The sequence below is a fragment of the Niveispirillum lacus genome (assembly GCF_002251795.1).
GTDB classification, from domain to species: domain Bacteria; phylum Pseudomonadota; class Alphaproteobacteria; order Azospirillales; family Azospirillaceae; genus Niveispirillum; species Niveispirillum lacus.
Genome location: NZ_NOXU01000032.1, coordinates 145,508 through 166,090, shown reverse-complemented (window position 1 = coordinate 166,090; position 20,583 = coordinate 145,508). Strand labels below are relative to the sequence as shown.

The following is a 20,583-nucleotide window of genomic DNA, read 5'->3' as shown; positions in this document are numbered from 1 at the left end:
GCCGCTGCAATGTAGACTGTCGTCATTCTCGATTTTCGACAGTTTCGGACACCACGATGCCCCGCCGCGACCCGCCACCCATCCTCCACGATGTCCCGTTCTTCGAAGTCGGTGGTGATGATGCTGGCCATGCCCAGGATCCCATCGACGCAGATCCCGCCCCGATACTCGGTGCCGCTCCAGCTGCTGGTATTCGCCTTGCCGGCCCGCCTCCGAAGCGCGGCCGTGGCCGCCCCCGCAAATCCGCCGCTCCGGAAGGTCTGATGCTCGCTGGTCCGGCACCGGAAGATGTCAGACGCCGTGTCGCCGATGATGAGCCAGCCGCTGCCGTCCGCCTGGATGATATGGCTGTCGACGACTGCGAAGCTGATGATGGTGCGGTGCCTGGTGGGCGATACGTGTCCCTTTCGCAGCTCGCGATGATGACTGGCCGGTCCCGCAATACCATCCGCGCCTGGATCGCTGACGGCATGCCTGTGCATCAGCGTCCCGACAATGCGGCGGATGGCGGCGGCTGGCAAATAGACATCGCTGCCGTCATCGCCTGGCGCGAGGAAAGAGCCCGCGCCGCTGCCGGAATGGACGACGACAGTCTGATGGATAAGGAGGAGGCGCAGCGTCGGAAACTGTCGGCCGAAGCCCGCATGGCTGAATACCAACTCGCGCGCGTTCGCCAAGAGACTCTGATGCTCGCCGATGTGGTCCAGATCGTGTCCGAGGAATACTCAGAGGTCCGGGCTCGCCTGCGATCCCTGCCGGCCCGCGTATCGCAAACGCTCGCTGGCGCTGACGGGGAAACGCTTTTCCGTGAAATGCGGAAAGAGATCGATGTCGCGCTGGAGGCCTTGGGCTACGACGCTGCAATCCAAAGGCAAGCCGATGACCAACATCGTAACAACCAGGCCGATGGAGGCGATGATGAGAACCGCGCCTGAAGCCCGGCAGGCCCTGGGCCAACTGCTGCGCATAAAGTCTCGCGGCGCACTTCTGCCGCCGCCGAGACTTACCGTTGACCAATGGGCAGATGAATTTCGAGTCCTGGGACCGGAGGGCAATGCAATTCCGGGCAAGTGGCGCACTTCTACGCAAGAAGTTGCCCGTGGGCCTATGCGCGCAGTCACCGAACCGGGCGTGCGGACAATAACTATTATGTCATGCACCCAAATAATGAAAACGAGTTGCTTAGAGAATACTTTCGGATACTTCGCTCATCTTGATCCATGCCCAATTTTATTTGTTCAGCCGAAAGAAGATGCGGTCCAGACTTTTTCCAAGAAAAAGATTTCGCCTTTGATCCGCCATTCGCCGGTGCTGCGCGACCTTGTGCGCGATGCCGCCGATCGTGATGGCAAAAGCACCCAGGCTTACAAGAAATTCCCCGGCGGCGACCTGCTCATCACCGCCGCCGGCTCGCCCACAAACCTGGCTATGATCTCGATCCGCGTCGTTGGCCTTGATGAGGTCGACAAGTATTCCACCACGCCCGAGGGCGACCCCATTTTGCTCGCTGAAGAGCGCATGTCCTCCTTCGTGGCCAATTCCTTGTCGATCCGCACCTGCAGCCCGACGACGAAAGAAGGGTCGATCTCGAAAAGCTACGCCTCATCCGACCAGCGCCGGCCCTACGTCCGCTGCCCGCACTGCGACCATGAGCAAATCCTTCGTTGGTCGCAGGTCCAGTGGGATAAGGACGAAGACGGAAATCACCAGCCCGAAACCGCCAGGGTTTACTGCGAAGGCTGCGGCGCGGGCTGGACCGATCGCGAACGACATCACGCTATCCGCACCACCATCCGCTGGCGGCAAACCCGGCGCTTCAGGTGCTGCGGCGAAGACCAGGATCCCCAGGTCACGCGCATGTGGGACTGGGACGATGAGCACCTGATCGGCCGCGCTCTGTGCCGCCACTGTGGCAAGCGCGCCGTTTCCAACCGCCACGCAGGCTACTGGGCCAGTAAGCTCTACAGCTGCACGCAAACAGTATCCGAACTCGTATACAAATGGATTACCGTCCAGGATGATGTAGAACAGCTTCGGTTCTTCATCAATACGCAGCTTGCCGAAGAATACGAAGAACGCGGGCAGAAACTGGACGACGGCGTACTCATGTCACGCCGCGAATCGTACTCCGGGATCATCCCTGATGATTCCAGCTTGCTTGTCTGCTCCGTCGACGTCCAGGACAATCGTCTTGAGGCGTTGATCGTTTCCTATGGCATCGACGAGTGCTCGTCGGTCATCGACCATGTTGTGATCCCTGGCGATCCAGGCCAGGGTCACGTTTGGCTCGAACTCGACAAACTCCTCAAGACCCCCGTAAGCCGTTGGGATGGCCGAGCCTTTCACATCCAGGCCACCACCATCGACACCGGTGGCCATCACGCCCAGAGGGTCTACGAATTCGCCGCCGCCCGCGCCGGCCGGCGAGTTTGGGCAATCAAAGGCGCGTCCGAGCGTAACGGCCAGCGGTCGCCAGTGTGGCCGTCAAAGGTCTCCATGTCCAAGTCCGGCAAGACTTTTTACATCGTTGGAACCAACGCCGCCAAAGACCAAATCCACGCCCGCCTGAAAATCGAAAGTCACGGGCCTGGCTACATCCGCTTCGGGCAAAACCTCGAAAAGGACTTCTTCGAGCAACTTACTGCCGAAAAGTTGGTGACTGTCCACGAACGCGGCGAATACAGGCGCTACTGGAAGAATCCAGAGCGCAAGCGAAACGAAAGTTGGGACTTGATTTGCTACGCCTACGCAGCGCTGTGCGGCCTCAAAGCCTATGGCCTGAGGCTCAACACCTACGTTTCGCAGCGTGCGCCGTCCGGCTCTGTCACCGCCGCACCGGCCGCCGGCCCCGGATTTGCGTCAGCCCCAAATTCCATGCTATCTTCGGCTCACGATGTTGAAAAGCGCGACAGACACCATTCATCTCCTGTGGTGGGATCGCCAGACATCGGCCCGGCCCCTCGGGTGGCTCCCGCCGCCGGGCAGCCGGCCCGGCCTGCCGATCATTCGGCCGCCGGGCCGGCCCCCTCTCCGCAGCCACCGCCGCCGGCCCCCGCGCCGAAGGCAAAGCGTCGGAGCGGGCCGCGGTTCGTCATGGGTATGAGATAGAGGTGAGTGTCGCGCAATGGCTGCTATGTCTACCCCAGATCGGATCGTCTACCTCGAAAACATGCGGGCAGAGCTGGAATCCGCTCTGCTGCGCGGCGCAACCGAAATTTCCTACGGAGATCAACGGGTTAAGTACGACTCGGAAGCCGCAATGCGCTCGCGCCTGCGTTCCATCGACGATGAACTGTCCGCGCTGACCTCGCCCACGGGCACCGCCCGCCGCCGCTTGCGCCGCATCATCGTCAGCACCTGCAAGGGATTCTGAAATGCCAGCCCATAAACCCAGAGTCCGCGTCAGGGCCGGCTCAGTATCGGTCAAAGCCGCGGTGTCCGGCGCAGAGTACGAGGCTGCCAGCGGCGAAGGCCGTGGCGCGAACTGGGCTGCGCCGCAGACCGGGCCGAATGCCAGCTTAATCAACAACTTGTCGACCCTCCGCGCAAGGTCGCGCCAGGCCGTCCGCTCTGACGGATGGGCCGCCGACATCGTTTCCAAATTTTCGCGCGATGTAGTCGGGACTGGCATCAAACCCCTGCTGCAGCTTCCAGATCATCCAGAACTCAAGCGCAAAATCCAACGCCTTTGGGCCCGCTGGTGCCGCCAGTGTGACACCTTTGGCCGCCTGGATCTGTACGGCATGCAAAGTCTGGTCGCCGGCGGCACCGCTGCGGCAGGCGAGATGTTCATTCGCTTCCGCCCGCGCCGGCCCGAAGACGGCCTCGCTGTACCGCTGCAGCTGGAAGCCATCGAGGCCGAACAGGTGCCGCTGTTGTATCCGATAGTGCCCGCCGTCCCCGGCAACAGGATTGTGGCCGGCATCGAACGCGACCAGATTGGCCGCCGCGCTTACGTCCACATGCTGCGCCGGCATCCAGGGGAAATGGGCGCCGGCATCTGGGATTACGATGCTGGATCGACCATCGAAACCGTAGCGGTGCCAGCCTCGTCTGTATGCCATGTCGCTCTGAATCCGAATTTCCGTGCGGGCCTTGAGCGCGGCGAACCACTGCTCACCAGGGCCCTCATTAAACTGCGCGAACTGGACGCTTACGACGATGCAGAACTCGTAAGAAAGAAAGCAACAGCAAACATAGTCGGGTGGATCACAAATCCAACAGACACGTCAGGCCCCGTTCTTGGTGAGGATGAGCCAGACGATCGCGGCGACTCAACCATGGTTTTGCAGCCCGGAACTTGGCAAATGCTGGACCCCGGCCAAAAACCCGAGCTTTCACAGCCCGCGGAAGTCGGCGGCAGTTACGATCCATTCTTAACTTGGCAGTTTCGCTGGATCTGCGCATCGGTTGGCATGCCCTACGAAGTCCTGGTCGGACCCACGTCTGGCATGTCGGACCGTACCCTGCGCCAAGTTCTGATCGAGTATCGCCGCGGCTTGGAGGCCTACCAGCACAACCTCATGGTGCAGCAGATGTGCCATCCCATATGGGAGCGCTGGATCGACACCGCGATCCTGTCCGGTGCCATCGAACTGCCCGCCGGCGTTGAGGTTGAAGACCTTTATGACGTGCGCTGGACGCCGCCGAGCTGGGGCTATTTGCAGCCCGTCCAAGAGGTCCAGGCGAACGAACTGGCTGTCAAAAATGGCTTCAAGTCTCGCTCTGAAGTTGTGTCAGAGGCCGGCTACGACAGCGAGGATGTCGACAGCGAGCATGCCAGGGACAACGCGCGGGCGGAGAGGATGGGGCTGCGATATGCCTCGTCCACCGCCGCGCCGACGCCCGGTTCCAACCCAGCCGCGCGGGCCCAGGCCCGCCGGTAAAGCTCAGCCGGGTCGCCGATTTGCGTCCAGGCCGGACTGCATGTAAACTGTCGGAAACGTCGAACAACATCTATATAGTGAGTCGCAGATGAGCCAGATGGCCCGAGAAAAGCTGACGCTCCGCGCTGTGGGCCAGACGGTCCCCGCGCTGCGACCGTCCCTAACAACCGCGCTTACCACGGGCTCAAGCGCAGCTGTGCATTCGCCAGTTGTCGGTGAGCTTACGTCCGTCGTCCGCTTGGCAACCACGACTCTTGCCCGCGTGGCCATCGGTCCCGATGCCGACGCGGCGGCCGGCGACATGATCTTGCCGGCCGGTGCCGTTGAGTATTTCAGGGTCCAGCCTGGCGACCGCATCAGCCTGCTGTCGCCGTCTGGCGCCGGCTTGGCTACCGTTACGGAGTGCTAAATCATGGCCACTGCCAACAAGCCCAAGAATTCCTGGTACCGCATCGGCGGCCTGGTCACGCCTGCTGAAGGCGAAAGCTCCGTCGAAATCACGATCTACGACGAGATTGGCTTCTGGGGCATCAACGCCAGCAGCTTCATCAGGGATCTGCGCAGCATCGGCGCCGTTGACCGGATCGACCTGCGCATCAACAGCCCTGGCGGTGACGTTTTCGATGGCGCGGCGATCTATAACTTGCTGCTAGCGCACCCGGCCCGTGTCGTTGTCCACATCGACGGCCTGGCCGCCAGCATGGCGTCCGTCGTGGCCATGGCTGGTGACGAGATCAACATCGGCTCGAATGCCTTCCTTATGATCCACAACCCCTGGTCCGTCAGCGTCGGCGATGCCGACGAGATGCGGTCCATGGCGGACTTGCTGGACCAGATCGGCCAGACGATCGTCACTGCCTACGAGCGCAAGACTGGGATGAGCCGGGATGAGCTGAAGGCTATGATGGATGCCGAAACCTGGATGGCCGGCGATGAAGCCGTTGCCAAGGGTTTCGCGGACAATGTCACCGGTGCCGTGAAGCTGTCAGCCAGCGCCAACTTTGGCCGTCTCAGGACTTTCGGAAGCGTGCCGGCCAACCTGCGCGCCGTGGCAGATCCAGACACCTGGGCCGAAGCCGACCCCGAAACCACCGACGCCACCGAGGCCGGCACCGATACCCCCGAAAATACGGGCCCGTCAGAAGCCTCTACGACGCCTCAGACGTCCGAAGATACCTCTGCCTCCCACGGAGGCCAGGAAAACGGCCCTGTAAACGAAGGTTCTAACGAGCCCGCCGCCGATGCAACCCCGCCGGCCAACCAGCCCGCCGACGCACCGCCGGCCGCTGACCCCGATCCCGTGGCCGCCGCCGCTGCGCAAGCCGCTGAAATCGCTCGCATTTGCGCCGAAGGCGGGATCGCCAACCGCGCGTCGGAGCTTATCGCCCGCCGGGCAACCGTTGAAGAAGTCCGGGACATCGTCCAGTTCGCCGGGGCCGCCAAGGGCCTGGTCGACCGCGCCCGCAAGATCGGCGCCAGTCTCACCGCCCAGGTCGAGGCTGAACTGACAGGCGGCACCCTGACCGTCGATCAGGTCCGCAGCCGGTTGTTCGACCTCATGGTCGCCGGCGACGCCAGGCTCCAGATTGACCCGTCGCTCAGCCCCGCCGGCGCCCTCGGGTCCATCGTGCCGCCGCGCAACGTCCCCAAGATCGACGCGGCTGACGCGATGAACCGGTTCGCCGGAAAGGTTAAGTAAAACAAGGGGTTGGCCAGGATTTGCGTCCGGGCTGAGCCTGATGTAGATTATGTCTGTCAACCGTTTTCGCCCGACCAACGCGGGCATATCTGTGGAGTAAGCACGATGCCCGTTTTGACCGAAGGTCTCTACCCTGGCGAATACCTCATCTCGGAGGTCGGCGCCATTTCGCGTGACCGCGTGACGATTTCCGGCCTGACCGGCGGGGCTGTCTATCAGCCCGGCACCGTGTTGGCTCAGGTGGAATCCGGCGGCTCGGCTGGGACTTGGACGCAGTATGACCCGTCGACGTCCACCATCGACGTTCCCGGTGCCATTCTGTACGCCCGCGCTGGAAACGGGCCCGCCGTCGTGACCGCCAGGCTGTCCGAAGTTCGCGCCTCGGACCTGGTCTGGCATGTCGGCGTCGACAGCACCGAAAAGGCCGCGGCCCTGGCCATCCTTTCCTCCACGAAACAGATCGTCGCCCGCTAAGGCCTCGACATTTTCGCATGTCTGCAATGTCGAATATGACGACCAACAAGTAAGGACACATCATGACGATGATCAATCCCTTCGCCGGCGACGCTTTCAGCACCACGAGCCTGACCGCGGCGGTGAACAAGCGCCCGTACGCGCCGTCGAAGTTGCGCACCATGGGGCTTTTTACGCCCAAGAGCGTCCGCACGGACACTGTGATCGTCGAGGAAAAGGACGGTCAGCTGGGCCTTATTCAGACCTCGCAGCGCTACCAGCGCGCCCCGACAAAGGGCAACAGCAAGCGCAAGGCCAGGTCTTTCATCATCCCCCATCTGAAGCAGGAGCGCACGATCCGGGCCGATGAGGTCCAGGGTGTGAGGCAGTTCGGCAGCGAGAACGAACTGGAGACGCTGCAGTCGAAGATCGATGAAAAGATGGACGAGGCCCTGAGCGATCTGGATGCCACGACTGAGCATCACATGCTGGGCGCCGTGTCCGGCCTGCTGCTGGATGCTGATGGGTCGGTGATTTACGACCTGTTCAGCGAGTTCCAGGTCGCCCAGCATACGGAAGTCGACTTCGACTTGGACAGCGCTGCCGCCGGAATCCGGTCGAAGACGTCCGCCATTCGCCGCCTCATCAAGTCTGAGCTTGGCGTTCAGGGAAATTTGCCGTTCGGTCTGGAGGCGTTCTGCGACGGCGAATTTTTCGATGCCCTGATCAATCATCCTGAGGTCAAACAGGCGTATGATCGCTTCCAGGAGGGGGCTGCCCTTCGCGAAGACTATACGCACGGCGTTTTCACGTATGCTGGAGTGAGGTGGCACGATTACCAGGGCATGGACGACGGTTCGTCCGGAATTGGCGACCAGAAGGTCCAGTTTTTCCCGTCCGGTATTCCTGATTTGTTCACGGTTACTTTCGCTCCGGCCGATTGGAATGAAACGGTGAACCGCCCCGGGTTGCCGCGCTACGCCGCGATGCCGACGGAGTTGCAGACCATCCGGTCCGCCACGCTGGAAGTGCAGAGCAACCCGCTCTGCCTCTGCACCAGGCCGCGCGTCCTGATCAAGGGCAAGCGCACTTAACCCACCAACGCCGACCTTTCCGGCCCTCACCCCCGGCGGGCCAACATCCCGCCGGGGTTTTTCTTTTCCGCCCACTGCGTCACCCGCCGTCGGCCGCCACCCCGAGGCTTCGCCAAAATGCTGATCCGCCCCGGCACATTCATGACGCCGATCCGCGCCGCCGGTGGCGGGTCAGCCCCGCCACCGGATCCGGATCCTGGGGCGGCCTTCCTGCTGGAATCCGGAGAGCTGATCCTGCTGGAGGATGGCCAGGCCATCGCCCTTGAGATCTCCGATCCGCCAGATCCGCCGCCGTCCGGCGAGGCCATCCTTCTCGAAACCGGCCTGCCGATCCTGACCGAAACCGGCGCAACAATCGTACTGGAGTAACTCAAAATGAGTCAGAAGATTTCTGAAATGACCGCCGGTTCGGCAATTGGTGGCAAGGAAATGCTGCCGGCTGTCCAAGGTGGCGCCAACGTGCGGACCAATCCTGACGCCGTGCTGGCTGCCTTCAAAGTCCTGCGTCCGGTCGCGCGCGTCGCGTTTCTGCAGTTCGAAGAGCCTGGCGTTGGTGCTCTGCCGCCAGCTACCACTGGGGACCGGTACGCCGTTGGCTTTGTCGGCTCGCCGGCGGGGTCATGGGGCTCGATCGCCGGCGTGGCCGCGGGTGATATCATCCAATACAACGGTAGCGCCTGGGTCATCGATTGGGATGCATCCGCCGCAGTTGCCGGCGGCGCCGGTTTCCTGGTGCAGGTCGCTACCGGGGCAAATTTGACGGGGGGCGGCTGGCACGGCTTCATTGGCGGATCGTGGCAAGCTCTGGTGCAAGCGCCGGCCGTCTACTCGGTTAACGCAACTGGCAGCAACGCATCGGGCGCAGCGTTTCATGGTAGCAACGGGTTGCCGTCGTCGGTCGTCGTAAATTCCACCGCCAGCGGCCAGGGCGTCAGGGCCAGCAGCGCGGTGGGTCCGACCACGTATCTCAACACCTCGGGAAACCAGGTCGAGCTTTATCCAGCGTCGAATTCAGATCAGTTCCACGGCCTGAGCCAGGGCCAGGCTGTGCCACTGTCTGCCGGCGGTTGGCGAACGATAATGACTGTCTATCGCCAGGATATCGGCCGCAATATCCACGTTACACTCGCACAGAGCGCTTAAGTCGTGGGTGTGAAAATTACTCCTCGTCCGGTTTGTCGCTCCACTTCAGCTTCTCGAAAGGCGGATTATAGAGTCTAGCTCTGTAGTCCGCCTCATCAATATATATGTCATCAGGATAATCGCCGTCCGATATCATGACTTTATTTGGCCCACCGTCTTTACCTCTGACTTTAAACACACCTTCCCATGTCGGCATAGTGAGATATTCCCTTTCAAGATCAGGTTGTCATCACAGAACGCGGCATGGCAGCAGAATTATCTAAGATAAGTCTCTGATAGCCATGCTGCTCCAACAAATATTGTGTGTCAGATTTTGTTCAGTTCCCTGATAAAATAATCCAGAACATCTTTCGTATATTTGATTCTACTGATTACCGATGGTCCGCCAAACATGGTCGGATTGACATATTCGTCCTTGAAACCAACTCTTCTGGTCACCAGTGCGGCATCAGTAAAGTTTCTTGCAGCAGAATCAATGCGCTGGAACAGGTCGTTAATACTAACGCCACCTGACTTCACGCTTTGAATCATAAGATCAACAGTCGCATTCTCGATTTTGTTATAGTCTTCAATAATTTGAGCTATAATTGCGGAATGTTGGCTATAAGCCGGATCTCTACTGCCAGAACCATTATATAACGCTCTCAATACATAATCATTTATACTTTTCAATATCGGGTCAAGTTTCGCCTTTATAGCGGCGGTAGGGTCGTCGGCCTGCATAATCTGCACCTTCAGTATGTGTTGCGACCGACATAACGTATCCGAAAATTGATGTGGCTACGACTCTTGCATTTCGCTGGGCGGATTTGCGTTCGTCGTCGCGCCCATGATATTGTCGATCATCACCAGCCGACACGGCCAACCACATACCCCAAATATTCGCGGTGCCTCCATGGATGAACTCGATCTGCTCCTCAAAATCGCCGGCACCGCTGTTTCAGCCGTCGGCGTCGCCTGGGGTGTCTATTCTTTCTTGTCCAAGAAAATCGACAAGACCCGCGTCGAAATTGTCGCCCGCGTCGACCGCGACCGCGACGAAATCTTCAGCCGCCTCGATGACATCCGGGATGATTACCTGAAGCGCGCTGAATACGTCGCTGATCGCGAGCGCATGGAAACCCGCATCAGCGACCTCGGCGCCGAGCTTCGAGCAGGATTCGGTGGGCTCACCTCCCGCATCGATTCCGTCCTTGCTGCCCTCGCTTCCCGTGGACCCGGTGGCGGCCCATCCGCAAGGATCTAAGCCAATGCCCGCCTCCATCTTCGCCGCACTGCCTGCCCTCACCATCGGCGCTTTCGCCGACCGCCAGGCTTGGACTTGGCGGGCCAGCCCGTCGTCCGCAGGTACGCCGATCCGCCTGATTTTCCGCGCTGACGCTGTGGTTGTTGATGTTCAGGACGGGGTTGAGTACCAGTCCACCGCCCCCATGGCCACGATCTCCGCAGACGCAGCGCCCGGGATTGCCGAAGGCCACAGCCTCATCTCGCCCGACGGACATATATATAAGGTGCGAACAGTGGCCGAGCCCGCGGGCGGGCTCGTCGTCTGCCGGCTTTCCCGCAGCTGATCCCGCCAGCCGGGCTCAGATTTGCGCCAGCCAGATCGCCGTGATAGTCTGCCTTTTGTGTAGAAAACAACGATCTCCAACAATCGCCATGACCGCCACCGTACCACACATCCGCAGCCAGGTCAGGGACGCCATTGTCGGCGCGCTGACCTCCGGTGTGCCAGTGGCAGGCACAGTTGAAGCCAGCCGCGCTTACCCGCTCGCTGACACGGCTTATCCAGCCGCGCTGGTTTATGTCACCGGCGAGCGCGTCTCCACCGGAAGTGCGGGTCGGCCCGGCAGCAGGATGCTCACCAGGACCGTTCTCGTGACCATTGTCGGCGCGAGCCGCGGCGATGACGGCGAGGATGCCGCAGAGGCTGTCGCCGCCGATGTAGAGGTCCGCCTTTTCGCCGATGTGACGCTCGGCGGGATCGCCGCAGATCTGCAGCTGACTGGCGCAGAAAAGGCAATCACGTCTGAGGGCGACCGCCTCACTCACTCCGTATCCGCGACCTACGAGGTCGATATCGTCGCCCGTGAGGGCTCCACAACCAAGTAATCACCAGGAGTTTTCCGAAATGTCCAAGGTTTTCAGCCCCCTGAGCGACGAGTTTTATTCGATCCCTAAGGCGGAACTTTTGTTTCAGCCGCGCGGAAGCACCAAATTCCTGAACTTGGGCGATGCCGACAGTGTCGAGATCACCATTTCGGTCGAAGAAACGGACAGGTACGCGAACAATCAGGCGACGCGAACCCTTGTGAAGCGGGTCGTTTCCCAGGTCGACGCCGAGGTCTCGATGACGCTCGCCCAGATGTCGCCGTACGCCCGCGCCGCGAGCCTCATGTCCACCGCCACCGTCATGACGCAGGCCGCCGCGACGGATCAGACGCTGGTTATCCCCTCCGCAGACGTTGAAGCCGGCGGTATTTACCGCCTGCCGCGCCTGTCCGTCAGCGGCGTCGAGTTGACGTCCGCCACCGGCACCGGCACCTGGGTCGCCAACACCCACTTCCGCGTCGACGCTGCCGCTGGCTTGGTCGAAATCGTCGCCATTCCCTCGGGCCTGTCCGGCGACCTCACCATCGGCTACGACGCCGCCGCGATTACCTCGGGCCACCAGTCGGGGATCGCCGATGGAACCGGAATTCGCGGCCGGCTCATCGTTCGCGGGATCAACGCCATCGGCGTCAAATCGCTCGTTGAGCTGCACGACGTTGAGCTTCGCCCCGCCAGCGCCCGCGCTCTGATTTCCGAGAGCGACTTTGGCACGGTCGAACTGTCCGGGCGCGCCTACCCCGACGGCACGCAGCCCGCCGGGTTCCAAATCGGCCGCGAGTCCACCCTCTAATTCTCCCGCTATCCAGTTGATCTGATTGGAGATATCAGACTATGGCATCCCTTCTCGATATCGCACCCGCCGGCCGCACCGTTCCCGTGAGGGGGACGGACGTGGCTGTCACCGGAGTCTCGGCGGCTGGACTGGCTACGCTGCTGCACCGGTTTCCGGCGCTGCTGGCGGCCCTCGGTGGCGGCAACATGTCGGCTGAGACGCTGGCTGAGGCTGCGCCTGAAGCCTTGGCCGCGGTGATCGCCGCCGGCACCGGTTCGCCGGGTGACAGCAAGGCGGAAGCCGTGGCCGCGACGCTGTCCGCCTCAGAACAGCTGGATCTGCTGTCGGCCATCATCGCTGAAACCATGCCGCAGGGCGTGGAGGATTTCGTTCGCCGCCTCGAAAGCCTCGCCACCGCGGCGACCGGCGGTCGGGGCGCTCCGAAGGACCGCTGAGCGAATTGGCGGCGGCGATACATCAACTGATTGCCGCCGGCCATCCTCCGTCGTCAGTTTGGCAATACACCCCGCGCCAGATCGCCGCCTTCGCCGCCATCGACGCCCGCCGCCTGGATCTCGCGATGGCCAGGTCCATAGTCGCCGCCCGCGCTGCGCACCACGGCAAAGACGACAGTGTCAAAAAATTGCTCAAGGAACTGAGCGGAGCGTAATAAAATGACTACCGGATCGGCCAGTCAGAAACTTAGTTTCGAGTTTGACGCATCCGGCGTGGGCACGGTGACGACTGCCCTGGATAGAATCCGGGCGGCCCTGGGCGATATTGAGGTGGCGACGACACGGGCGATGTCCAAGGTCGCAGCGCTGACGACCGATCTCAACGCCGCGGCAGCCGCTGCCGCGGCGTTGAAAAGCGCTTCTGGGAAAATTGACATCGAGTCTCCAGGTCTGGCTGCCATCGCCCGCGATCTTGCCGCCGTTTCTGCTGGTCTTGCCGCCGTTCGCAGCGGTGCCGGGCCGGCGATCGGCGGCTTGGATTCAGCCGCCAGTGCCGCAACGACGAAGGTCAGCACGCTGTCGACCGCGATTGGCAAATTGGTGGCTGCCATTGCTGGCATCCGTTCTCCGATCGACATCGACGTTACCACCACCGGCGCTCCAGCCGCTGAATCTTCCTTGTCCCGCATCGCCACCGCCGTCACCGCCCTGCGCTCCGCGTCTGCATCCATTGATCTTCGCGCTACTGGCGCCGCTGCGCTGTCGTCCGACCTTGCGCGCATCGCCACCGACCTTACGACGATCAGGTCGACCGGCGCCGCCGCGGTCGGTAGCCTAGCCACCGCCCTGGGCCGTGCCGCCGTTCGCGGTGCCCGCGTCGCCCGACTGCTCGATGACATCGCGGCGGCGCTCACCCGCGTCGCAGCCGTCGGTTCAGCCGGCACTATCGCCATCCGGATCACCGGCGACGCCGCAGCCGTGGCTGCCCTGAAGCGCGTCACCGACGCAATAGACAAACTCGTCATTTCCGCGACGAGACTAGAAACCGCGCTGGTTGCAATCAACGCCGCCCTAAGGTCAATCGCCACGACCGCCGGTTCCGCTGCGACGGCCATGTCCGCCTTCACTTCCGCATTGCCGCCCTCCAGTGCCGCTTCGTCCATCTCATCTATGGCCGCTGCGACCGGCCCGCTGGCGTCCGGCCTTTCTGCTTCCACTTCAACAGCGGGCCGCCTGCGCGGCGCACTCCTTGGCGCTGCTCGCGCAGCTGCTGGGATTACCATCCGCACCGGCCTGGCGAGCCTTGCCGCCGGCGCCGCAGCGGGTGCCGGACTCGCTGTCTCCCTTCGCGACAGCGCGGACGAAACAGCAAAGCTTCAGCGCATTACGCAGTCCAGCGGTTTTTCCGGGGGCGTTGGACAGTATTCCGCTTTTGCCGCAGTTGCCCGCAAAACCGGCATTGAAGTCGATGACCTGTCCGGCGCTCTGTCCGGTCTGACCGACGCCTACGTCACAGCGCTCCAGGATCCAGAGAGCGAGCAAGCCAGCGTTTTCAAAGCGTTGGGCGTTGCTTTGCGCGGGCCGAACGGCGAGTTGCTGACTATGAGCCAGCTCATCCCCCGCGTCGCCGATGGTCTTGCCGCCATGCCGAATTCGGCTGGCCGGACTTTCGCGTTGCAAAGGATTACTGGTGAAGACGATGCAATAAAACTGCTGCCACTCCTCGAAAAGGGCAGTGCCGGCATCCGAAAGGAAATGGAGGAAATTTATCGACTGGGCCTGTTTGTTTCGGATAACCAGGGGAAAATTGCCGTAGAGGTTGACTCTGCTTGGCAAGGACTTGTTCTGTCTTTGAAATCGGTTCAGCGCGCCTTGCTGGAAGCCCTTGGGCCGCAGTCCGCCGCAGATCTTCAGGCGCTTACCGCTTGGATCGCTGAAAACCGCGCCGCGATCGTTGACCTCGCTGCGCAGGGGTTCGGCTTTTTGCGCAGCGTCATTGTCGACATCTTTAAGTTGCTTTCCGGGAGCCAGGAGCCGCTGACCAACGATTGGCTGAAAGCATTTACCGGCGTTGCGTCTGAAATCCGCGGGATTTTCGGCGAGATTTTCAAGTTCATCAACGGCCAGCCAAGCGCTGTACCGAAATGGATCTCAGAGGCTCGTGCAACTCTTACAAAAGAGTTCAAAGCGCTGTTTGACGACTTTGTCAAGGTTTACGATCGTGACATCAAGCCGATCCTTGATGCCATCAACGAGATTATTAAGTACATTGTCGGTTTCGCTGGTGATGTGTCTAAGGTTTTCGAGAAAATCTACAAGCCAATCGAAGCCTTTGTTGAGCCTGTACTGGCTTTTCTGCGCGAGTTGACAGGCGCTGAGAACAATCGTCAATTGTTTATCCTGATCGGCTTGTTGGCGCCGCTTGGCGGTGCGCTGCGTGCCGTTTTTGCAGTCGTATCAAGACTTTGGCCGGTTATCGTTGCGATTGGCGATGCGCTGGCTGGCGTTGTCACGGTCATCCGAACTTTCCCGCTGCCTTCGCTCGCCGCAATTGGAACCGCGTTGGTCGAAGGATTCACGGGCGCAATTTCCACTTCCATAATCGCGTGGAAGGACCTGTTTGCCGGATTTTGGGACTGGCTGCGCACTACGGCCGCCGACGTCGGCCGGTCCGTTGGCGAAGCTTTGTCCGCCGCGGGCCGGTTCCTGGGCCTGTCTTCACCAGCCACCTCATCCACCACCCCGTCCATCCCCGGCTACGCCGACGGCGGCCAGGTCTCCGGGCCCGGCGGCCCGACCTCTGACTCTATCCTTGCCCGCCTGTCCACAGGTGAGTTCGTGGTCAGGGCCGCCGCCGTGCGCCAGTACGGCGTCGATTTCCTCAATCGCGTCAACGGCTTGCGGTTGCCCGGTTTCGCCACCGGAGGGTTCGTCGGGGCCATGTCCATGCCCCGGATGTCGGTCCCAAGCCTCGCCGGCATCGGCGACGTTGGCGGTACCGGAATGGGCGCCGGCCTGACTCTCGTGCTGCCAAGCGGCCAGTCCGTGGCCGCGCGGACGTCGGACGCCGGCATCAGGGACATCAAGGCCGCCCTGCAGCGCACCGCGCGCGTGTCTTCGAGCGGCAGCCAGCCCGCCTGGCGCTAACCCCTCCCGCAAGGCCGTAGGACGACAATCAGAATAGGAAAACAACGAAATGACCGATGCTCCAGATACCTATCTGCGGATTATTTCCTCGGAAATAGGGGAAGTCGTGTTCCCGGTCCGTTCTGCCCGCGGCATTGACGTGGACGTGTCGCCGATCGATGCCGGCGAACTCCGGAGGACGGTCAACGGCACGCTCAAGAACCTGTCCAACCCATTGTTCCGCAAGGTCAAAATCTCGCTAGCGCATAGCGGTGGGCGGGTTCCGACGCTGGTGGGTTTGTGGCGCGGCATGCCGGTCACTGTGCATATGCCGGATCCTGTGGAGCAACTGCCGACGCCGGGCACGCCGACGCAGGCGGTGTTGGCCCGGCAGCCGGTGGCGGGGTCAGTCAGGGGCGTGACTGTCGACGGAGTCGAAATTTCGCCATCCACAAGTTCGACAAGCGCCCCGTGGAGTGTTACTTTTCCGGAAGCAGTCGCTTACGTGACATATCGGCCCATTGTTCAGTGTCTGGTCGCATCCTGGTCCAGGTCGGAAAATGATTGGGGCCGGTCTGCAAGCTGGGGCGTTGAACTCGAAGAGGTTTGATTATGTCGTCTGGGAAGATTTATTTCGCGTGGGTTGACGATGCGGAAGTTTTCTCGGTTGCTACTCACGCCCGCGAGGACGAGGAAGTCTTTGCATTGACGATTTCCCACGGCGAGGGTGAGTTCGCAACGGCATCTGTCGAGATCCGGAATCCTGGGATTGGCCTTCTTGCGCCAGGCAGGAAGCGTCGGGCCTTCATTTCCTGCGAGTTGACCGCCGGCGCGAGCCCAACGCTGCTGTTCGCCGGTTCGCTGACCGCATTCCCGGTCGGCCTGGTTGGTCAGGAAAGCGTTGCTATAGAATGCGTTTCTAGGCCCTTTGATGACCGCGGGGCCCTTCTGGCGCTGTTCGGCTCTTTAAACGGCCTTGTATCGACGGCTTCACTCCCACAATCTGGGATTCTGGCCGGTGCGAAGCTCAACCTTGGCTTCACGCAGCTCGCGTCCGCCGATGTGGTCGACCCGCTCTGGATCGAAAACACGCACTATCGCGTTGATTTCGCTGCCGGAATCCTGACCGTCATCGAAATCCCAGTTGGCTGGACGCCGGCGAACCTTGCGGTGTCGATCTCCAGGCCGCGCCGCCCCCAGTTCGAACCACTTTTGCTGCCGGAAGATTACGACCCGGCGGATCCAGCCGTGGCACTGGCCGCGATCCCTTTGGTGGTCCATTGGCCGCGCGTCGGGGGTTCACCGACGCTGAGCCACATTTTCGCGGGCAGTGGGTTCACCACTTTAACAGCTTCGGATGTGTGGAATGTAAGCGTTGAGGTGACTGAACCGCCTGTGACACAAATTGATGTCGAGTTGGATGTGGGCTGGTCGCAGCGGGTTGCGACGCAGTTCGATGCGGCACCGAAGATTTTCGCGGCTGCAAACGGCGGAGTTCCGACGACCACGATATCCACGATAACCCAGGACGACCTTGAAAGCGCCTGGACCGGGGCTGTGTCAGGTTCGTCGTCCGGCTACTCCGTGAAATATGCCGCACTGCGAAAAGTGGGTACAACTGTGTCGTCCGCCGCCACGGTGTCGGCGCTGGACTACCCGTCCGGCGACCCAGAAGTGGACTACATTCGTTCGCCCGACTGGCCGGCCACACCCGACGTGCCGCGGAACCGGCAGATCAGTTACGAAGTGGGCGTTTTCACTGGGCAAATGCAAATCGAGGCGAACTACGAGCAGCCGCGCCGGGAAGTCGTTTCATTCTCAGTAACCGCTGGTATTCAGCCACTTTTTGTGGCGTCCGGTTCTTCTGCCAAGAGAGAAAAGCTGGCCCTGAAGGCCAACTCTTACATTGATGCTGAGCTTGAGACTTCGCAGCTCGTGGAATACCAGTCGCCGGATGGCGAAACGACATGGAAAACCTCGGTTCGCCAGCGAGCCGCGGCCAGCGCATGCTTCGCCGGCGGCGGGTTGTCGACCCTGGGCCTTAACCTGGTCCAGAACGCCATGCAGCGGGCCAGGGCGAAGCTGGCCGCGGCGGCCAGGGCGATCGCGGTGAGCTTCGAATGCACCTTCGAGGCCGCCGCCGCGCTGACGCTGTCGTCCTCTGTTCGCCTTTCTGGAATCCCAGGGCTGGGCACATGCAGAGGAAAAGTGACACAGCTCACGTTGTCGGCGGACGCGGATGGTCAGCGGACGGCGAAGGTCACGATCGGCGTCGCGATCGGTACGGGCGTGCAAGCGTCTTTGACGGGCTGGCAAACTGCCGGGGCGACAAGCTGGCAAAACGAAACCGCGGATGGACCCGCGGGTCTGTCATCATCGGTCATGTCGTATGTCGGCACCAAGACTCCGGAATCCGGGGTTTACCCCTGGCGCCCTGTTGATGCCGCCGCACTTGTCGCGGATCCGGACGATTTCTGCATCACAAACGTTACCGTTACCAACGCGCTCGGGTCGCAGAACACCGGCCTGGCGCTGACATCTGACCCCGAGGCGTACCTGCGGGACCATCCCATCAGCATCAGTATCGCGCTGAAAAACATTGAGCCGCAATCCGGCGAAATATTGCTCGAAGCCGATCTGCCCAGCCTCGTCGCCGGCCTGCCGCTCGGCATCAACCTCGCCCGCACGGCCTGAACCAGAACACCAAGGGACTGCCCACATGTCCACCGATCTCGCCTCACTCATCGCCACCACAGCCCGCCGCCCAGCTGACACAGCGTCCCGCCGGCCCGTGCCCGCATCGCCGGCAGGGGGTGGCCAGCCCGCCGTTGCCGGCGTAGGGCCACCTGAGCCGGGCCGGGCCGTGCGGGCCGATCCGCTCCACGATATTAGAGATTTAACGATCCTCGGAAAGATGGACTTGCTGGATTATGGCGAAGTAATTCAAGAGCTTAGCGGGTCTTCTGTGATCGCCGATCCGGCCCGCGGGCAAATCGTCGTTTGGAATCTACCGGGCTTGTCGGGCTCACTGTCTGTCGCCTCGCGTCCAGCTGTTCCTGCCGCCCAAGTTCCAGCCGGGCTCGCCCCCCGCCGCCGGGCATGGAGTCTGACTGTTTTCATTGTCCACGGCGCGTCCGGCGCCAAGACGTTGTCGCTGCCTGGCGGCCTGGGCGCCGTGCCAGCCGACGCGACGCAAATCCAGTTTTCAACCACCGCTGGGAAAATCGACGTAATAACATGCACTTACGTCGAGGGGTTGAACCGCTGGTTTTCGTTTGTCGGCGGCCTGGGGTACTAAAATCATGCCTATTGCACATCGCACAATCGGGACGCGGCCGGGCTGGTATCAAGCCGGCCGGCCATGGTGGTGGCACCTTTATCCGCCGGCCGCCGGTACAGCCTGGCCCTGGAGCCACAGCTTCGCCAGGGCGAGCCAGTCCGGCCGCCTTGCCTTTGACCACAACACCGTCGCGCCCGCCACGCCGACCACTGACCCGGCGCGGACGCTCACCGCCGTGCCGGTCAGCGTGGCTGGCCTGGAATTCCGAACCGCCGGCGGCACTGTCATAACCGACATGCAGTATGCCTTTGGCGGCGCGACTGCCCTGGGCCGTCCGCTTCTTATTGCGTATCGCAGCCAGGCTTCGCGATATGGCGTCGCGCTGTTCTGGCAAAATGCGGCGACGGCGACCAGATACGACAGGGTATCGGCTGAAACCATCGCGGATTCCGGCGCTTTTCCAGACATCGCGCGCCTGGCTTGGCCACTCAGCGCCGCAAAATTCCCGGCGATCGGCTTCACCGCGACGGTCGACCCGGAATATTGGCAGGGCTGGAGCCAGCATAACGGAACACTCGTTGGACTGATTACTTATTCCGGGTCAACAATAACGGCAACTGGCCTTTATACCGGGGCAGGTGGTCTGGCCATTGCGAGACTTCAGTTTCGGTCAACCAGTGTAGTCGCCAATGATTTTGGCGGTCCGTATACGATGCCGCCGTTTGCTCTTGCCACAGGCGGAAGTGGCGGGATCATTTCTATGCGATGCGCAGCGATGTTCGACGATGTATATGCAGGGTCTGGCCGGCTGCGAACGTGGTCGATTGGCGGGCCTGGCGGTGAAATCGGGTCCGTGAAAATCACGGATTACGGAACCGTGCCCGCGGATCCTGGTGATGCGTGGTCGGTTTACCGCCCTGCGGCGCCTGGCATGACTGGAATTTTTACTGCCGATGTGCCGACCAACGCGACACTAAATGCAAGAGTTCACGCGCTGTATGGTCCAGTAGCAGATCCTCGCGATGCAAGTCGCACATACTACATCGTATATCGCACAAATGATGCGTCGGCGACCTTGCCTCCCAATCCTACACAGGTAGTGCAGCTTGCTGTATCTACCAACGGGTCTACGTACACTATTCTTACGAACGCAGGTGAATACTCAGGTGCCAATCTCTCACCGCAGGGAACCGGCTTCTATATGGATCCAACAGGCGTTTCCACGATTGTGATGGCAATTTTCCACGCAACTGGATCGCAGCTGCGAGGCGTTTTCAGCCTGGACGGCCGGCTCCACAATATTTTTCCCAGCTCGCCTGGCTCATCTGCGTCCTTCTGGGTCGGCTAACCCATCCACCCATGCTTAACCTGCATACGCCTCTAGCGCCACAGTCATACCTTGCCAGATTCTCCATCATTTTCCTTAAAGGACTTCATAAGGAGAATGGTGGTCGATGAATGGAAAGTTCCATGGAAAACCAAATTCTCCTTTAAGCAAAGTTTGGGAAGTAATCGGCGGAGATTGACTGCACGGCTATGTTTTCTCTGAAATTATTTACTTGC

General features: G+C 61.3%; 22 protein-coding genes. 21 read left to right on the top strand and 1 reads right to left on the bottom strand.

Annotated features, from left to right (window positions below; all coding sequences use genetic code 11):
* Positions 1-344 precede the first annotated feature (344 nt).
* The 10 genes from CHU95_RS22580 (at position 345) to CHU95_RS20035 (ending at position 9,275) form a co-directional block, all read left to right on the top strand.
* Positions 345-935: a terminase small subunit gene (locus CHU95_RS22580; RefSeq protein ID WP_165772280.1), complete on the top strand. Its 591-nt coding sequence runs from the start codon at positions 345-347 to the stop codon at positions 933-935.
* Positions 880-3,108, top strand: coding sequence for a phage terminase large subunit family protein (locus CHU95_RS20075; RefSeq protein WP_165772279.1), 2,229 nt, complete (start codon positions 880-882; stop codon positions 3,106-3,108). The genes CHU95_RS22580 and CHU95_RS20075 overlap by 56 nt, the downstream gene beginning before the upstream one ends.
* 16 nt (positions 3,109-3,124) lie before the next feature.
* Positions 3,125-3,373 (top strand): phage head-tail joining protein, encoded by a 249-nt coding sequence (locus tag CHU95_RS20070; RefSeq protein ID WP_133065591.1) that lies wholly within the window; start codon positions 3,125-3,127, stop codon positions 3,371-3,373.
* Position 3,374: 1 nt separating this feature from the next.
* The gene (locus tag CHU95_RS20065; protein WP_094458131.1) at positions 3,375-4,886 is read left to right on the top strand and encodes a phage portal protein; all 1,512 of its coding nucleotides are present in this window, start codon (positions 3,375-3,377) and stop codon (positions 4,884-4,886) included.
* A gap of 238 nt (positions 4,887-5,124) precedes the next feature.
* Positions 5,125-5,295, top strand: coding sequence for a hypothetical protein (locus CHU95_RS22575; RefSeq protein WP_165772278.1), 171 nt, complete (start codon positions 5,125-5,127; stop codon positions 5,293-5,295).
* A gap of 3 nt (positions 5,296-5,298) precedes the next feature.
* A complete protein-coding gene (locus CHU95_RS20055; RefSeq protein ID WP_094458129.1) occupies positions 5,299-6,585 on the top strand; it encodes a head maturation protease, ClpP-related in 1,287 nt (428 codons plus the stop codon).
* 105 nt (positions 6,586-6,690) lie between these two features.
* Entirely contained in the window at positions 6,691-7,059 is a 369-nt protein-coding gene (locus tag CHU95_RS20050; protein ID WP_094458128.1) for a head decoration protein, read from the top strand.
* A gap of 62 nt (positions 7,060-7,121) precedes the next feature.
* Positions 7,122-8,132 carry a major capsid protein gene (locus CHU95_RS20045; RefSeq protein WP_094458127.1) on the top strand — a complete coding sequence of 337 codons (1,011 nt, stop codon included), beginning with the start codon at positions 7,122-7,124 and terminating at the stop codon, positions 8,130-8,132.
* Between the two features lie 117 nt (positions 8,133-8,249).
* Complete coding sequence (locus tag CHU95_RS20040) at positions 8,250-8,501, top strand: hypothetical protein (protein ID WP_094458126.1); 252 nt, start codon at positions 8,250-8,252, stop codon at positions 8,499-8,501.
* Positions 8,502-8,507: 6 nt separating this feature from the next.
* Positions 8,508-9,275, top strand: coding sequence for a hypothetical protein (locus CHU95_RS20035; protein WP_094458125.1), 768 nt, complete (start codon positions 8,508-8,510; stop codon positions 9,273-9,275).
* Between the two features lie 306 nt (positions 9,276-9,581).
* Here CHU95_RS20035 and CHU95_RS20025 read toward each other — a convergent pair whose 3' ends face one another.
* Positions 9,582-9,998, bottom strand: coding sequence for a hypothetical protein (locus CHU95_RS20025; RefSeq protein ID WP_094458123.1), 417 nt, complete (start codon positions 9,996-9,998; stop codon positions 9,582-9,584).
* Between the two features lie 172 nt (positions 9,999-10,170).
* Between CHU95_RS20025 and CHU95_RS20020 the strand changes: the two genes are divergently transcribed.
* The 11 genes from CHU95_RS20020 to CHU95_RS22215 all read left to right on the top strand — a co-directional run bounded on the left by CHU95_RS20020 (position 10,171) and on the right by CHU95_RS22215 (position 20,368).
* Positions 10,171-10,521: a hypothetical protein gene (locus CHU95_RS20020; RefSeq protein ID WP_133065590.1), complete on the top strand. Its 351-nt coding sequence runs from the start codon at positions 10,171-10,173 to the stop codon at positions 10,519-10,521.
* Positions 10,522-10,525: 4 nt separating this feature from the next.
* Positions 10,526-10,846, top strand: coding sequence for a head-tail joining protein (locus tag CHU95_RS20015; protein ID WP_094458121.1), 321 nt, complete (start codon positions 10,526-10,528; stop codon positions 10,844-10,846).
* 88 nt (positions 10,847-10,934) lie between these two features.
* Positions 10,935-11,387, top strand: coding sequence for a hypothetical protein (locus CHU95_RS20010; protein ID WP_094458120.1), 453 nt, complete (start codon positions 10,935-10,937; stop codon positions 11,385-11,387).
* A 19-nt stretch (positions 11,388-11,406) separates the two neighbouring features.
* Positions 11,407-12,177: a phage tail tube protein gene (locus CHU95_RS20005; RefSeq protein ID WP_094458119.1), complete on the top strand. Its 771-nt coding sequence runs from the start codon at positions 11,407-11,409 to the stop codon at positions 12,175-12,177.
* A gap of 41 nt (positions 12,178-12,218) precedes the next feature.
* On the top strand, positions 12,219-12,614 hold the full coding sequence (locus CHU95_RS20000) for a phage pre-tape measure protein (RefSeq protein ID WP_094458118.1): 396 nt from the start codon (positions 12,219-12,221) through the stop codon (positions 12,612-12,614).
* Between the two features lie 5 nt (positions 12,615-12,619).
* Complete coding sequence (locus CHU95_RS19995) at positions 12,620-12,829, top strand: hypothetical protein (protein WP_094458117.1); 210 nt, start codon at positions 12,620-12,622, stop codon at positions 12,827-12,829.
* A gap of 4 nt (positions 12,830-12,833) precedes the next feature.
* Positions 12,834-15,761, top strand: a complete 2,928-nt coding sequence (locus CHU95_RS19990; RefSeq protein WP_094458116.1) for a hypothetical protein — start codon at positions 12,834-12,836, stop codon at positions 15,759-15,761.
* 49 nt (positions 15,762-15,810) lie between these two features.
* The gene (locus CHU95_RS19985) at positions 15,811-16,350 is read left to right on the top strand and encodes a hypothetical protein (protein ID WP_094458115.1); all 540 of its coding nucleotides are present in this window, start codon (positions 15,811-15,813) and stop codon (positions 16,348-16,350) included.
* 2 nt (positions 16,351-16,352) lie between these two features.
* The gene (locus tag CHU95_RS19980; RefSeq protein ID WP_094458114.1) at positions 16,353-18,434 is read left to right on the top strand and encodes a hypothetical protein; all 2,082 of its coding nucleotides are present in this window, start codon (positions 16,353-16,355) and stop codon (positions 18,432-18,434) included.
* A gap of 169 nt (positions 18,435-18,603) precedes the next feature.
* On the top strand, positions 18,604-19,038 hold the full coding sequence (locus CHU95_RS19975) for a hypothetical protein (protein ID WP_133065588.1): 435 nt from the start codon (positions 18,604-18,606) through the stop codon (positions 19,036-19,038).
* Positions 19,016-20,368: a hypothetical protein gene (locus CHU95_RS22215; RefSeq protein WP_133065587.1), complete on the top strand. Its 1,353-nt coding sequence runs from the start codon at positions 19,016-19,018 to the stop codon at positions 20,366-20,368. The genes CHU95_RS19975 and CHU95_RS22215 overlap by 23 nt, the downstream gene beginning before the upstream one ends.
* The last annotated feature ends 215 nt before the right edge of the window (positions 20,369-20,583 follow it).